The organism is Embleya sp. NPDC055664 (assembly GCF_053618075.1).
The window spans coordinates 65,444-80,688 of the sequence record NZ_JBSHGZ010000031.1 but is presented as its reverse complement, the minus strand read 5'-3'; the positions used below and the strand labels follow the sequence as shown (position 1 = coordinate 80,688).

Below are 15,245 nucleotides of genomic sequence, written 5' to 3'. Positions count from 1 at the left end.
GATGTCGGCGCGCCGGTCCGGCTGGTGGGACCATCCCCGCGTGCGCGGGGAGCAGGAACCGTTGTTGGAACCGTTCTGCCCGACCCCGGGACCATCCCCGCGTGCGCGGGGAGCAGGGCGGCCTCGCCGCCCGGCCGCGCGTGATCCGGGGACCATCCCCGCGTGCGCGGGGAGCAGGCGGCCCCGACTGCGGCAGCCGAGCCGCTCGCGGGACCATCCCCGCGTGCGCGGGGAGCAGGGCCCGATCACGTTCGACCGGCTGCGCGTGACGGGACCATCCCCGCGTGCGCGGGGAGCAGATCCGCACCTGGCCCACGTAGGCGCCGGCCGCGGGACCATCCCCGCGTGCGCGGGGAGCAGCCCCCCGGTCGGAGAGCCAGGTACCGCGTGTCGGGACCATCCCCGCGTGCGCGGGGAGCAGTGTCCAGCCGGCTGATCGACACCCTGACCACCGGGACCATCCCCGCGTGCGCGGGGAGCAGCAGATCTCCGCCGACCACTCCGGATGCATCATGGGACCATCCCCGCGTGCGCGGGGAGCAGAATCCATCAAACACCAGGGCCGGGCGCAGGTCGGGACCATCCCCGCGTGCGCGGGGAGCAGACTCGATGACCTGCATGTTTAGTTCTGAGAACGCGCGTTTTTGAGTAGTTTCACTGAAACGGTCATAGCGCTATATTCATTGCTTTTTCGTCCCCGTTCTTCCTTGTGGTGAGGCGAAGGAGGAACGAGGGCCTTGCGAACGGGGATTTCTCTACGAACGTTGAGAACCCCCGCCCCGTCCATGCGGCTTCCGTGTGATGATCCCCTGCGGATCGGACGATCCGCAGGGGCCTCGGGGCGGCACGTGCAAGGGCGGCTTCTAGCGACTGCCGAAGCGGCGGCGTTTGGAGGCCTTGCTCCAGCCCTGGGGCGGCGGCGTGGGGCTGTGGGACTGCTCGTTGGGGCGGCGGATCAAGGTGAGGCCCTCGTGGTCCGTCGGGTGCCATTTGTGGTCGTGGGTCTCGAAGGTGAAGCCCTGTTCGTTGTTGGTGCTGTAGGCCATCAACGCTCGTCCGTTGCCCGCGTATTGACGTACCTCGTCCCACAGCGCCTGGCGAATTCGGGCGCTGGGACCGCCGATGAAGACGCCGGGGGAGATCTCGAGCAGCCAGCGGGTGAGGAAGCCACGTAGGCCGATGGGGCATTGGGTCAGGACGATGACGGTCACCACACCACCCCGTCGGCGTAGTTGCGGCCGGACTCCATCTCCAGCCCGCGGTCGGACTGGAGGGTGACGCGGTCGTCGAGGTCGCCGACCGGGGCGTCCGGTCCCAGGTCCGGGAGCAGCAGTCCCTTGATGTCCCTCACGCATCGTTCCAGCAGGCCCACTTCGTTGACGCGGTCGCGGATCGCGCGTCGGGTTCTGGAGCCGACGTCCTCGTCGCTCTCCGCCGCGACGTCGAAGGCGATGGGGATGCCGATCTCGGTCTTGTAGAGGTCCGCCACGTCCAGGACGAACGACAGTTCGTGGCCGGAATGGACGAAGCCGAGCCCGGGAGCGCATCCCAACGCCGTGACCACCGCCTGGGCGATTCCGTACATGCACTGGGCTGCCGCGGTGACCGCCTGATTGGCCGCGTCTCCGGAGTCGAAGTCGCCCGGGGTGAAGCGGCGACCGCGCCACGGGATCCCCGTTCGGGCGGCCTCCTTGCGGTAGCAGTCCTTGACCCGTGAGCCCTCCCGGCCGAGGAGTTCGTGTCGGGTGCAGCTTGCCGGGTCCTCGTCCGGGAAGCGCAGGTGGTACATCGCGCGCGCGACATGCAACCGGCTTCGGCGGTTGGCCCATTGCACGGCCTGGGCCTCGACCAGCGCGGACGAGCGCGTCAACGCGCGGCCGCCCGCGTAGAAGCGCACGCCGTGTTCCCCGACCCACACCACGCCCGCACCGCTCTCGCCCAGGACACTCATCGCCTGGTGCGTGATCCGGGTCCCGGGGCCCAGGAGCAGGGTGCCGATCGTGGCCGAGGGGATGTGGGTGGTCCCCAGGGCGTCCTCTGCGGTGATGGCGTTGGCGTCGCGGTGCACGACGCACCGTTCCAGGTAGACGAAGGAGAGCCGGTCGCCGACCCGGGTCAACTCGCGTGGGGTGGACAGGCTGCGTTTGCCGATGGTGGACACCGCTCACACCACCGGGGCGAGCGTCATCAAGCCGCAGCCGTACGCCTTCGCCTTCCCCAGGCCCGACACGAGGGTGCGCCGCAGTGCGTCGGCGTCCACGACCTGCAGTCGGCCGTCGAAGGTGGCGACGGTCAGGCTCACCCGCCCACCGGCCCGCCCCGCGGGGCCGCCGGGCTTGCCGAAGGAGAGCCCCTGCCCGCTGTGGACGGACAATTCGAACTCGTCGCCCTCCGAGGTGAGTCGCCGTTCCACGGGTTTCGTCAGGATGCGGAAACCACACGCCTCCTGGCGTTGCAGCAGCCAGCCCATCTGGTGTCGCGGCGTGCGGTGGCCGGTGCGCTTGGTGGGCTCGTCGTCGGTGCGCCGGATGTGGTGCACCGGGTTCGCGGTGAGTCGGAACGCCCAGGTGCCGCCCGGGCTGAGCCTGTCCAGGAAGGCGGTGTAGTCGTACGTGTTCCAGCCGGGCGAGAGCGTCGGCCAGCCGGCCTGTTCCACCAGGTGCGTGAGATCGGGACGAGTGGGACCGACGATGTAGAGCAGGACCTCGGCCTTGGCATTGTGGTCGATCCGCCACAGCACCCTGGGGGTCTCGGCCGCACTCGGCAGGATGTCCGCGAAGGACGACATCACCCCGGCGTGCAGCACCTGCGGCGACGACAACAGGCGACGCGCGCCGGCGCGGGCGGTGTTGACGCGAAAACGAGTCAGGTACATCAGACGCCTTTCAGCCCGTGCGTCGGATCGTGTTCGGCCGCCGGCGAAGGCGAAGCGGCGCCGGAGGAGCGTGGTTCGGACCCGGTTCGCGGAATGGGCACAGTGGTCGTCCGAATCGTGCGCAGCGCGTATCGGCGATGGCGCGGGTCGAAGCTCAACGGTTGATCCCGAAGGGTATCGCCGTCCACATCGCTGGTGCCGGTGTCGACCTCGGTGAACACCGTCAGTTCGGTGTGTGCCGCGTGGCGGCGGCGCCTGCGGTACCAGCTCGACGCCTGCCAGTCCTCGTCGGCCAGGGCCACATCGAGCGTCGTGTCGGTGTGGACGCGCAGGTCCACCGGCCCGGCGGGCGGGCACGATCGGCGCCCGAGGTACGGCAGGTACACGGGAGCGCGTACCGCCTCGTACAACGTGTTCACGAGCGTGTCCTCGCCCTCGACCGCCGCGACGAAGACGGCATCGGCGAGATAGAAGCGCTCGGACAGCGGCATGGACTTCGCGGTGTCGGCGTGCTCGGCGCTCTGGTAGTCACGGATCCGGGTTCCGGGTTGGTCCACGCGCACCCCGAAACGCAGGGCCGCGAGGGCGGCCAGGTCGGCGTCGGCCGTGCGGTCGAGGCCTCGGGCCGCGGCCAGCATGCCCAGGACGCCGCTCTTGGTCGGCGCCGACTCGGTGGTGCGGCGGGCGAACCGGGCCGAGGCCCCCCAGGATTGCAGGGGGCCGGCCAGGCGCAGGGTCAACACACTGCTCACGTGCCCTGCCCCGCGCGCTCGGTCACTGCCGCGCCGACGGCGGTGACGAGTTCCGGCAGGGTCACCTCCGTACCCAGTGCGGCGAGCGCGGTCGTGTTGGGTCCGATCCGCAGAACCCAGGTGTTGGTGCCCTCGTCGGCTCCGTATGCCTTTTCGGTCTCGGGGACGGACTCCGCGAGTCGTTCGCAGGCGCGGCGCACGTATCCGCTTGCCGAGTCCGCGGTGATCGGCTCCTCGAAGGCGCCCACGAAGCTGATCGGTCGGGTGGTGCGGAGCTTGACGACGACCGCGTCGGGGAGGGTGTGATTGCCGAAGGTGTTGATCTTTCCGGTGGGCAGGGACTCGACGAACCCGCGTACGAACGCCTCGACCGCGCGGCGCACCGGTTCGTCGAGCGGTTCGTCCTCACGCAGGCCCGCACCGAGGTTGCGGCGCAGCAGGTCCACGTCGACGGCCGCGTAGCGGTACAGCGTCGCGGAGTTGAAGTCGACGGTGCCGATCATGCCCGCGCCGGGTTCGGCGTCGGTGTTGCGGTCGTCGACGGCGGTGTAGTAATCGGTCTCGTTCTCGACCGCGTGGACGCTGATGGCGTGGGCGACCTGGGCGGCGGCGTCGACGTTGATGTCGGCGGAGTCCGCGACCATGCGTCCGAACAGGGCGATGTCGACGGAGTGTCGGGTGTCGGCGATGCGTTTGGCGCGGGCCTTGTTGTCCTTGTCCTTGAGGAAGGTCTTGATGTCGGCCGAGCCCTCGACGGCCAGCCTGGCCAGGCCGTCGAACTGCCGGTAGCCGAGGAACATCAGGTAGGAGGATTCGGGGGCCGGCTCTTCCTCGCCCTTCTTCCTGGCGGCCTCGGCGCGGCGCTTGGGCACCTCGATCTTGGCGCCGGTGGCGGCCTGGATCGTCTCCGTGGCCAACAGGAGGGCTTCGGGTTCCTTCAGCGACGGGTCGAGTGCCGTGATGCGGTCGGCGAGGATTTCGACGACCCGCTTGGTACGCACTCCCAGGTCGGCGGGGTCGAGCAGGTCCCCGAAGGAGCGTCGAGTGGCGCGCTTCCACGCCTGGCTGGAGACGCGGGCCCGGCGAACCCCGCCGTAGACGGCGGTCTTGGGGGAGCCGGTGTCATCGCGGTTGAGGTTGCTCGGCGGCACGGTCTGCAGCACGTGTACGTCGAGGATGGTCCGGCTCACGAAACGTCGTCCTTGTCGGTGGAGGTGGTGTCGCCGTCCGTGTTCTCGGCGTCGGTGTCGGTGTCGGTGCGGGCCGGGAGGGTCCTCGGCGGTTTGTAGGCGTGGAAGGCGGTGCCCCAGGACCGGCGGATCTGTTGTCTTCCGCCGGGTTGCTGCCAGCGGTGGAGCTGATCGGCGAGGAGCCCGTAGTCCAGCGGGACCTCGTCCCTGCGCAGCAACTGCACGATGTCGCGGAGCCGTTCGGCCAGCGCATCCTTGTGTGTAGCGGAGCCGGCGCGGACGAATCGTTTGCGGATGGGTTCGTCGATTTCCGTGCCGGGCATCAACCGGCGTACGGCGGCGCCGAGTTCGGGTCCGCCCGGTACGTGCATGCGGTACAGCCGGTGGGATTGCTGGTGCAGCGCCCATAGGGTCAGCGCGATGTAGGCGGCCTCGGCGGCGCGGATCGTGTCCGCCTCGGACAGCCGTCCGGGCTCGTAGAGCGGATCGGTGCCGAGCAGGCCCCACAGGTCGGGCACGTCCTCGGAGGGTTTGCCGGCGCCGCGCCGGATGCGGGCGACGGCCGCGACGGCGTCGCCGCGGTCGTCGAGGTAGCCCTTCTGCAGGCCGCGGATGTGGTCGGAGACGGTCGTGCCGACCAGGCCGAGTGAACGGCGTCGTCGGGCCGGGTCCCTGGTTTCGGTGGTCATGCGTCGGCCTCGGGTGTGTGTGTCGTCTCTTCGGCCGAGATCGGGGCGAAGGGATGGCTGAGCGCCTTGTTCAGGCGCGTGCGGAAGCGCAGATGGGCCAGGGACGCGGTGAGCCATTGGGGTCCACCTTTGCCGTCGACCATGCGGCCCTCCCACGCGGCGTCGCCGGCCGCGGTCACCAGGTCCTCACCCAGGTCGGCGATGATCCGGTGTGCCCGGCGCTGCCACTCGCGGCGGCTCGCGATCGGATCGTCGCTGTCGCCGAGGTGCTGCAGCCAGTGGCGGAAGGCGCGGTCCAGGGAGCCGAATCCGAGATCGCGTGCGGTGGCCCGGCGCGGGTCCGGTTCCTCGCCCGCGGCCTGGGCGAGCGCGGTGGCCAGATCTCCCAGGGCCATCACCGCGCCGTCCGCGTCGGCGACCGCCTCCACCGCCGCCCGACCGAATCGGCGATCGCTCTCGTGGAGCAGGACGACGGCCATCGTGACGCCGTCGTCGACGACCTCGTCGATGACGGATTGCTGGGTGCCGTACACGGCTCCGACGATCCGCGCCCGGATCAACTGTCCGCCGTCCAGAATGCCTTCGGTACTCAGGCGCGCCACCCAGTCGAGCACGCGCGGTGAGATCACCGAGGCCGCGTCCTGGCGCTGTTCGGCCGTGCCCTGTTCCCTCCCCGCCGGAAGCAGGGCGGCGAGGCCTCGCCACGCCGCGCGGGTGGGGTCGTGCTCACGTGGCAGGTAGATCAGCGGACGGCCGAGTTTCTTCTCCTGCGCGGGGCTGCGGCGCCAGCCCGTCATGGGTTCGCTGACATGCATGTTGCGCGCCACGAGCGGGTCGCCGTAGGCCAGGACGACACCGTGGACACCCTGGGCGTCGTGGTGCAGGCGCACCCGTCGGGATTGCCACGTGTACAGGTCGCGCACCCCGGAGGGCCGCGACGCGAGGTCTTCGGCGTCGGTCGCGGCCGGCCCGCAGTGGTCGCGTCGCCAGGCGGGGCGGTCGTCCTTGTCGGCGCGTACCGTGTCGGCGTCGCCGGCGATCAGATTGAGCAGGAGTGTTCGGCGGAGCGTGTCGCCCTCGGCGTGGACGCCGCCGAGGTTGCCCGCCCAGGCGACGCCCTGCGGATAGCCCTTGCCGCCCTTGACCCGGGGGTCGCCCACGGCGCCGGACTTGATGCCCGAGACGTCGAACGCGTGGGTGTGCACGAGCCATCGGGCGGCCTCGGCGAAGCCGAGACGTTCCACGCCGGGCATCCGCATGGCGAAGAAGGGATCTCCGTTGGGGACATCCGCCACGATCCGGTTCAGCGACGCGACCTCGTTCTTCGCCGTGTGCAGGTCGGCCACTTGGTAGAAGGGGGTGGAGGGGTGGAGCAGGTCGAATCGTTCGCGGTGGCGGTCGAGGTAGGCCGGTACGGCGGCGAATGGATCCTCGCTGTCCCACAGGTCCGCCCAGGCGTCGATGTCCTCGGGGCCGTCGAGCGCGTCGTGTGCGATCGCCAGGAGGAACCTCAGTAACGCGAACTCCTGTGTGGGCACGTCCCCGACGAGCCGCCGCAGGTCTCCCGCCTGGGCGAAGACGTCCTTCAGGGACAGTTCGTCCTCGCTTCCGTCCTTGCGCCGCACCGGCAACCAGGGGCGGGTGAGCAGGTCGAACGACGGCGGGGCCGCGCGGGCCCGCGAGTGGTGCGTCTCGTGCTCGGACACGTTGCCCACCTTGAGTCCGTCCGTGGGGCTGTAGGAAAGGTCGAACCCTGCCAGGCGGGTCCGACAATCCTCGTCGAGGACGAGGATCAGCTCTCCCGCGAGCCAGTGGCACTCCTTCACCTGCCATGCGGGCACGCACAGTTCCTCCAGTTCGGCGATCGCCCGGTCGAGGATCCACGGCCTGCTGAACTGGTGGGGGAGCCGAAGGCCGCACGAGGCGACGGCTCTGGCCAGGGCGGGCGAAGGGACGGCGTCGGTGGGGAGTTCGCGTCCGCCGAAACCCTTGCCCAGCCACGGCAGGGTGGTCAGGACGCCGTCGGCGCGGCGCCGGGCGACCAGTACCTCCAGACTTTCCTTGCCGTCGCGCACCTGGGCACGGCCCGCCCGGGTGTCGTCGGCGTCGCCGACGCCCGCGTCGATCCAACCGATGAGGGGGCGGCCGTCCTTGCGGACCTCGTCCAGCCTGAAGGCGTCGGCGTCCCTGCGCTGACCGGCCCGGTGGACCTCGTACTCGACCCGGGCCTCCTCCATGACGGCCGCCCACGCGGGCGGGCCCTGTGCGGTGGTTCCGTAGGCTCGCTGGACGAGGTCGCTGATGTCCTCCGGCAGGCGCAGGCGGCGTGGGTCGGGGGCGTGGCCGTGGTCGTGGTCGTGGTCGTGGCCGTTGTCGTCGTTCGGGTGCAGTTCCAGTACGGCCAGGGAGCGCAGGAGCGCGTACATGCCGTAGACGGCGCGGGATCCGTCCACCGGTTGCGGTGGAGTCGCGTCCCAGTCGACCCCGACGACCAGGCAGCGGGCGACGCGCAACCGGTGCGGACGCCGGTCCTGGCCCTCGCCTCGCGGGTGTCGGTGGAGCCGGCCCATGCGCTGCAGCATCAGGTCGACCGGGCACAGATCCGTCACCAACAGGTCGAAGTCGATGTCGAGCGACTGCTCGGCGACCTGGCTGGCGACCACGATGTGCGGGCCGCGGGGGCGTCGTTCGTCCGGTTGCGGTGTGTCGGAAGGCTGGTCGCCGCTGCGGTCCGGAGGGCCGAACCGGTCCAGCAGGTCGGCGTCCTTGTTCGCGCGGTCGACGTCGACGAAGCGGGAATGCGCGACGGTGACGTTCTCGGTGCCGAATGTCCGGCGCAGGACCTCGGCCGTCTCCAGCACACGGTTCACGGTGTTGTGCACCACCAGGGCACAACCGCCGTCGGCGAGTTCGTGGGCCAGACGAGCGGCGAGCCGCTCCGTGCCGTCGTCGAGGCGTTCGAGGAGTACGTCCGTGCGGCGGCCCGAGGCGGTCGGGCACGCTGTCTCGGGGGGCGAACCGGGGGTCACCGTGGTCAACAGCGGGTAGTTCTCGACCGATCCGAGCGCCGCGAATCCGTCGGCCGGTGTCTGCGCGGCGGTCGATGCGGGGTCGGATGTCGCTGTCGTCGTCGCTGCCGGAGCCGGTGCCGGGCCGGCGTAGGCCTCGGCCAGTTCGCGGCGCCGGGCCGCGGGCAGGGTCGCGGACAGCACGATCACCGGTACCCGGTAGGCGCCGAGCCAGGACAGGACCCGGTCGAGATAGGTGTTCATGTAGGCGTCGTAGGCGTGTACCTCGTCGATCACCACGACCTTGCCCGCCACGGCGAGGTGGCGCAGCGCGAGATGACGGCTCTTGAGCCCGGCCATCAACAGTTGATCGATCGTCCCGACCACGAACGACGCCAACATCCCCTTCTTGCGACCACGCAGCCACTGGTGCGCCACCGACTCCGCCGAACAATCCCGCACGTCGGCCGACGGCCGCCACACGTCCCGCGACCCGAACTGGTCGACTGCGGCGACGGTATGCCCGGTCCTGCCCATCAGCCCCGCGTACTGCTCGTTGAGCGCCGCCTTGGAATGGGCCAGGAACACCGAACGCTTCCCCGACGTATCGCCGTCGACGGGCAGCCGCTCCAACCAGTCCAGCAGCCGGGGGAACATCGCGCTGCCGGTGGCCATCGTGGGTAACGCCACGAAACAACCGCCCGCGCCGGAGCGGGCCGCGAAGATCTCGGCAACCGCGAGCGCCGCCTCGGTCTTCCCCTCCCCCATCGGCGCCTCGATCATCATCAGACCGGGTACGGGCATCGCCCGCGCCAGCCGTACCGCCTCATCCTGCACCGGCCGTACCGACGCCCCGGGCGGGAGCGCGAAACGCGACGCGAACAACTCGGCCACCGAGCCGGTCGGCTCCCGTGCGCGCCACGGCGGGGGAAGCCTCAGTCCACGCCACGCCGCGTCGACGCGCTCGGCGTCGGTACGCGGATGCTCCTCGGGGAAGTACGGGAACAGGTCGGGGTTGCTCGCGATCCAGTCGGCGACGATGACCAACCCGGTCAACAAGGCCTGCACGGGCTGCGGCAGCTTCACCCCTCGCCAATCGGAGAGTCGGTCCCGCACCCCGTACACATCCGCGCAGGCATCGAGGAACTCCGTCTGAACCCCGCCCCAGACGGGCTCACTCACGCCGGGAGTACGCAACAGTTCGGGATGCGCGGCGAGATCGTGGATCTGCTTGTGCGCGGGCGGTACGCCGTGATGCCCCCCGGGCACGATCCCGAACTGGACCGCGGCCCGGCCCGACCAGCCGTGCCGGTCGACCAGCCACTCCTGCAGGAGGAGTTGACCGGCCAGGCCGTGCGGCGCCATCCGTCGATCCTCACCGAACTGCTTCGGCAGCGGCATGTCGAGCCCGGCAACCCGCATCCGATCCGCGAGGGAATCCACCTGACACGCGAACGCCGGCGTCGCCTTCCCGACGTCGTGCACGGCGGCCAACCACACCGCCAACAGACGAGCGTCGTCGATGTCCCCCGGCAACGCCTCGCCCACCAGCCGCCTGACGTTCCCCGGTACCCATCGATCCCACAACAACCCCACCACGGCCGCGCTGTCAGCCATGTGCCGCCAGAGTGGCAACCAGCCGTCCGTCTTCCGATCGTGCTTGGCCCACACCACCCGCGCGGCCCCCGACAACCCATCCCCCAGGCACGAACCAACGCCCCGCTCACCACTCATGCGTGCATTGAATACGCGAACGAGGCCGGTCAAACGTTTATCGCCATATCCGTCCCGGGCGATCGCCGATGTGATATGCCAACTCCCGGCATGAGCCCACGCCTGACGATCCACACGAGTACGCAGCAACCTCGTGTACACAGGAACGGCCTCGCACGACATCGCGGTCCACAAACGTGTTCGCCTAATCCCCACACATACGTGGGAACAGTGCCAACCGGCACGGTTGCAGGAGGCCGTCGATGTGCACATGGATCAATCCCGACGGCCTCCCACAGCGTTATCCACTCTCGTCGGTGGTGACGGAAGACGGCTCAGCTCAGTACTTACTGCTCAATGCACGCAACAATCGCCACGAACAGGCCCAGGGCTGCCAGGACACCTGCCACCGGCCGGGTCCTGTCCATTTTGAGCCTGGCTCCTCACAGCGTGGGTGTCCACGCGGGGCCTTGCGATGGTCGGGACCATCCCCGCGTGCGCGGGGAGCAGGATCGGCCACCCCGAGGTTGGGGTAGTGGCCTGGGACCATCCCCGCGTGCGCGGGGAGCAGGTACACCGAAGGTGGCATCGCGCATATCGCCGTGGGACCATCCCCGCGTGCGCGGGAAGCAGTCCGTCCGCCGCCCCGCGGTTGCGTTGCGTGTGGGACCATCCCCGCGTGCACGGGGAGCAGGCATTCACGGTGCTCGGCCAGATCACGAGCACGGGACCATCCCCGCGTGCGCGGGGAGCAGGGCAGCCGGGAACCCCGCGGTGCGGACCGGCGGGGACCATCCCCGCGTGCGCGGGGAGCAGTTCGCGGCCATCCAGCCGTAGCCCTCGTCGCTGGGACCATCCCCGCGTGCGCGGGGAGCAGCTCGGCGACACCACCACCACGCGCGCGGTCGGGGGACCATCCCCGCGTGCGCGGGGAGCAGTCGGAGGAGGACCACGACCGGTGGACCGACCCGGGACCATCCCCGCGTGCGCGGGGAGCAGACGCGCCGGGGGTCTTGAGTAAGTAGAGAAAAGGGACCATCCCCGCGTGCGCGGGGAGCAGTGGGAGGTGATGGTCAGGATGCCGCCTGCCCGGGGACCATCCCCGCGTGCGCGGGGAGCAGGGAAGCGCCGAACGCGGGTTCAGAGCCCTGGCGGGACCATCCCCGCGTGCGCGGGGAGCAGCGGGCGGGCATGGCCTGGGTGAGGATGGTCCGGGGACCATCCCCGCGTGCGCGGGGAGCAGGATCTGGCGCGGGATGCCGTCCGAGAGCGTCGGGGACCATCCCCGCGTGCGCGGGGAGCAGATGTCCAGGGCGATGCGCATGAGTTCGGCGGTGGGACCATCCCCGCGTGCGCGGGGAGCAGCGTCCCCTTGATCTCGGCATCGCGCTCGGACTGGGACCATCCCCGCGTGCGCGGGGAGCAGCCGCAACGCGCTGTTCGCTTCGTTCGCGGCGCGGGACCATCCCCGCGTGCGCGGGGAGCAGTGGGTCGCCCTGCGGGCGGAACCCCCTCGGGAGGGACCATCCCCGCGTGCGCGGGGAGCAGTTGTTGGGGACGTACATCGGTTGGTTCATGTCGGGACCATCCCCGCGTGCGCGGGGAGCAGAGACACCGACAGGAGAGCCCCGTGAGCTACCCGGGACCATCCCCGCGTGCGCGGGGAGCAGAAGCTCGGCTTGCGACCAGCCGCGCTTCGCGAGGGACCATCCCCGCGTGCGCGGGGAGCAGCAGGAGGCGGTGACGCTGAGGCTTCCGCTGACGGGACCATCCCCGCGTGCGCGGGGAGCAGGATCATCCTCGAACCGGCTGCCGCCGCCGCGCTGGGACCATCCCCGCGTGCGCGGGGAGCAGACCCCGAGCGCGCGTTCCGCGTCCACGATCGCGGGACCATCCCCGCGTGCGCGGGGAGCAGCCTGCCTCATTGACGATTTCGCTCGACCAGCAGGGACCATCCCCGCGTGCGCGGGGAGCAGTCTCGACCGAGGTCAACGAGCTTCCCACCGGTGGGACCATCCCCGCGTGCGCGGGGAGCAGTCGTTTTTTGACGAGCATCCGCGCGGGCAGCCGGGACCATCCCCGCGTGCGCGGGGAGCAGCCGACAGGGGAGCCGAAAGCGGCTGGACGAATGGGACCATCCCCGCGTGCGCGGGGAGCAGTGTCGACCGATTCGGTCGGTCTGCGCTATGAGGGGACCATCCCCGCGTGCGCGGGGAGCAGTTGACCCGCGTTCTCGGTGAACGTCGTAAGCTGGGACCATCCCCGCGTGCGCGGGGAGCAGTCTACGCCCCGGAATCGGTGACGAATGTACGGGGGACCATCCCCGCGTGCGCGGGGAGCAGGCTTCGTCGGCATCGATCGGCCGGCCGCTGTCGGGACCATCCCCGCGTGCGCGGGGAGCAGGCGAGATGGTGTGAGTCTCGGTGCGGCCTTCGGGGACCATCCCCGCGTGCGCGGGGAGCAGCGTCTCCAGCCGTGATGCCCTGGCCCTGGTGTGGGACCATCCCCGCGTGCGCGGGGAGCAGCGGAACCCGCTACGGAGCGGACGCACGGGCCTGGGACCATCCCCGCGTGCGCGGGGAGCAGGGGCCGCCCGCTCCGGCGATGATGTTCGCCGCGGGACCATCCCCGCGTGCGCGGGGAGCAGGCCCCCGGTGCACCTGGGGCGCCGTTGGTTCCGGGACCATCCCCGCGTGCGCGGGGAGCAGTGGTGGAGTTGCTGAGCTTCCAGCCCTCCGCCGGGACCATCCCCGCGTGCGCGGGGAGCAGCGGATTTGCCTGTTGCCCCCGGGCTGCCGGGAGGGACCATCCCCGCGTGCGCGGGGAGCAGTTCTTCCATTTCGTCGGATCACCGGATTGCATGGGACCATCCCCGCGTGCGCGGGGAGCAGTGCGACACCGTGGGCGACGTCCCCGCGGGCGAGGGACCATCCCCGCGTGCGCGGGGAGCAGAACCGGCCCCAACCCAACTACTGCGGCGACGCGGGACCATCCCCGCGTGCGCGGGGAGCAGTCGAACATGAAGTCGACGCTGGTCGGCGGCACGGGACCATCCCCGCGTGCGCGGGGAGCAGGCTTGGTGACCTGCGGTTTTAGTTCTGGGCGAAGGTGTTTCCGAGTAGTTTCATCGAGTCGGTCATCAGTAATGTTTCATTTCTAATGGGTGAATACGGCACATAGGTATCTGTCGTATCCCAGGCAGCAGCACTGACCGCGGTTATGATCTCGGCTCTTCGTACATCGCGATCAGCAACATAAGCAGCTCAACTCCCTTACTTGTGCGGGGACTGGGGTCGGCTGGCAGCGGGCGCCGACCGCAACGCGTACTGCGGCGCCAGCGCCTTCGTGCGCGGGCGGGGCCGACATCTTTCTGCGTCCTCTCGTCCTGGGCATCGAGGCGTTGTGCACTCCAGGCCCGCCGCCTGCTCTTCTCGGCCATTTCAGGAGGTGAGCGCCTGCATCTCGCCGGTGCGGATGCCGGGGATCGTGGTGGTCCGGGTGGCGGCGAGGGTGCCGGTCTGGCCGCCGCCTGACCAGGTGATGGTCCAGTACGTGGTGGCTGTGACGGTCCGGACGCCGGGGTGGGTGTAGGTGTGGCCGCAGTTGGGGCTCGGGTGGGCGCCTTCGGCGGCGGTATAGGGGGTGCCTGGGGTGGTGCAGGTTACGCGGGTGCCGTCGCCCATGTCCCAGACGATGTGATCCACCGTCGCGATTGCGGTGACCGACAGGCCCGGTACGGCGGCGGTTGCGGAGGTTGGGCCCCACGATGTCGGGGTGGCGTCGACCCAGAGCCAGGTGGGGAGTCCGACGAGGCCGGTTTTGCCGGGGCCGGGGGTGAGGTGGACGGTGGGTGCGTCGAGGAGGATTTGTGCGGAGGCGCGGGCGCCGAGTTCGGCGGGGGTGGGCGGTGTGGGGGCGGTGCCCGTGCCGCCTCCGCCGGGGTCGATGGTGTTCATGCACGAGGTCGCGTCCAAGACGACGGCGGCGCCTGGGCATTGGGTGTCGTTGGGGTCCCTCGGATCCACCGGCGTCGGAGCCGGACCACTGCCGGTCCCCGCCGGCACGGTCGAACCCGCACCGGACGGCTGCCCACCGGGCTTGCCGGGAGTTGAGGCTCCCAGGTTCAACTCGCCGCCGTCGCCCCCCAACTCGACCTCCACGCCAGGTGGGCGCGGCGGTGGTGTCTCGGTGGCCCAGGCGTGGGTTCCGGAAGCCATCAAGAGGAGCGCCGCAGCCGCGACAGGGCGCACGGTCAGCATGTGCGGTCCCTTTCCGAGCGCATGTCAGCGATAACCCACGGGCTTCCGGGGTTTGGCTGCTGGGCGATGAACGTCTTGATGTACCGGGGGGACTGCGACGGTGCGGAGAACGGCTTCCCAGTGTCTCGATACACCGGAACCCGCTGGCTGGTGTCGATGCAGTCCTCCACCGTGACCAAAGGCGGTGTCCCCGTCAGTGACGTCGTCACGACTTTCGGGGTCCTGGCGCCTTGAGGTCCGCGAACCACGACACCCTGGTTGTTCGCCTCCGTCACCACGCCCCGCAGGAGCGCGGCGGCACGGCCCGTCGCGACCTTGCCCAGAGCCTCCTCGTCGAGGGGATCGCCTCCCTCCAAAGCGGCTTGGAGAGTCCTGAAGCGGTCATAGACCTCAAGTACCTGGGTCTTAGCGCCATCTTCGGCGGTAGCCGACGGCGTGACCTGACTTGAGGGCCGACTCGATTCCGAGTGCGCCTTCGGCTTCTCCTTGTCGGCTCCGGTGCACCCGGTCAACACCACTACCGCAAGCAGCGAGGCTATTGCGACTGTTGCCGTCCTCCGGCCCACACACCCTCCCCCGTCAGTCCAATCACACACCGTACAGAGGAGGTGTCCCACTGCCTATGCCTGTGACTTGTTCAAGCTCACAACCTCATGCGTCGCCCCCGCGAACCCACGGTCCGGGCGGTCCGCAGGTGTCTGGTCACCAACTACGAGGAGTGGAGGCGGTCCTGGGCGTCAGGCGAGGCTTGGGCGGCGG

At 70.2% G+C, this 15,245-nt stretch carries 9 protein-coding genes and 2 CRISPR repeat arrays (1 of these 11 cut by a window edge); all 9 genes read right to left on the bottom strand.

Going from position 1 to position 15,245, the window contains the following annotated elements; genetic code table 11:
* Window positions 1–604: direct repeats of the CRISPR family, unit length 29 nt; unit sequence GGGACCATCCCCGCGTGCGCGGGGAGCAG; it reaches 950 nt to the left of the window's first position.
* Between the two features lie 259 nt (window positions 605–863).
* On the bottom strand, window positions 864–1,211 hold the full coding sequence (gene cas2e / locus ACWGR4_RS35885) for a type I-E CRISPR-associated endoribonuclease Cas2e (RefSeq protein WP_452129274.1): 348 nt from the start codon (window positions 1,209–1,211) through the stop codon (window positions 864–866).
* Window positions 1,208–2,161, bottom strand: a complete 954-nt coding sequence (cas1e, locus tag ACWGR4_RS35880) for a type I-E CRISPR-associated endonuclease Cas1e (RefSeq protein ID WP_452129275.1) — start codon at window positions 2,159–2,161, stop codon at window positions 1,208–1,210. Before cas1e ends, cas2e begins: the two co-directional genes overlap by 4 nt.
* A gap of 3 nt (window positions 2,162–2,164) precedes the next feature.
* Window positions 2,165–2,875, bottom strand: a complete 711-nt coding sequence (gene cas6e, locus ACWGR4_RS35875) for a type I-E CRISPR-associated protein Cas6/Cse3/CasE (RefSeq protein WP_452129276.1) — start codon at window positions 2,873–2,875, stop codon at window positions 2,165–2,167.
* The gene (gene cas5e, locus ACWGR4_RS35870; protein WP_452129277.1) at window positions 2,875–3,627 is read right to left on the bottom strand and encodes a type I-E CRISPR-associated protein Cas5/CasD; all 753 of its coding nucleotides are present in this window, start codon (window positions 3,625–3,627) and stop codon (window positions 2,875–2,877) included. The genes cas6e and cas5e overlap by 1 nt, the downstream gene beginning before the upstream one ends.
* Window positions 3,624–4,817, bottom strand: coding sequence for a type I-E CRISPR-associated protein Cas7/Cse4/CasC (cas7e, locus tag ACWGR4_RS35865; protein WP_452129278.1), 1,194 nt, complete (start codon window positions 4,815–4,817; stop codon window positions 3,624–3,626). The genes cas5e and cas7e overlap by 4 nt, the downstream gene beginning before the upstream one ends.
* Entirely contained in the window at window positions 4,814–5,506 is a 693-nt protein-coding gene (casB, locus tag ACWGR4_RS35860; protein ID WP_452129279.1) for a type I-E CRISPR-associated protein Cse2/CasB, read from the bottom strand. Before casB ends, cas7e begins: the two co-directional genes overlap by 4 nt.
* Window positions 5,503–10,248: a type I-E CRISPR-associated protein Cse1/CasA gene (gene casA / locus ACWGR4_RS35855; RefSeq protein ID WP_452129280.1), complete on the bottom strand. Its 4,746-nt coding sequence runs from the start codon at window positions 10,246–10,248 to the stop codon at window positions 5,503–5,505. Before casA ends, casB begins: the two co-directional genes overlap by 4 nt.
* Before the next feature lie 460 nt (window positions 10,249–10,708).
* A CRISPR array of direct repeats spans window positions 10,709–13,301; the repeat unit is 29 nt; unit sequence GGGACCATCCCCGCGTGCGCGGGGAGCAG.
* Between the two features lie 366 nt (window positions 13,302–13,667).
* Window positions 13,668–14,183, bottom strand: coding sequence for an ATP/GTP-binding protein (locus ACWGR4_RS35850; RefSeq protein ID WP_452129281.1), 516 nt, complete (start codon window positions 14,181–14,183; stop codon window positions 13,668–13,670).
* A gap of 296 nt (window positions 14,184–14,479) precedes the next feature.
* Window positions 14,480–15,052: a hypothetical protein gene (locus ACWGR4_RS35845; protein ID WP_452129282.1), complete on the bottom strand. Its 573-nt coding sequence runs from the start codon at window positions 15,050–15,052 to the stop codon at window positions 14,480–14,482.
* Window positions 15,053–15,245: the final 193 nt, after the last annotated feature.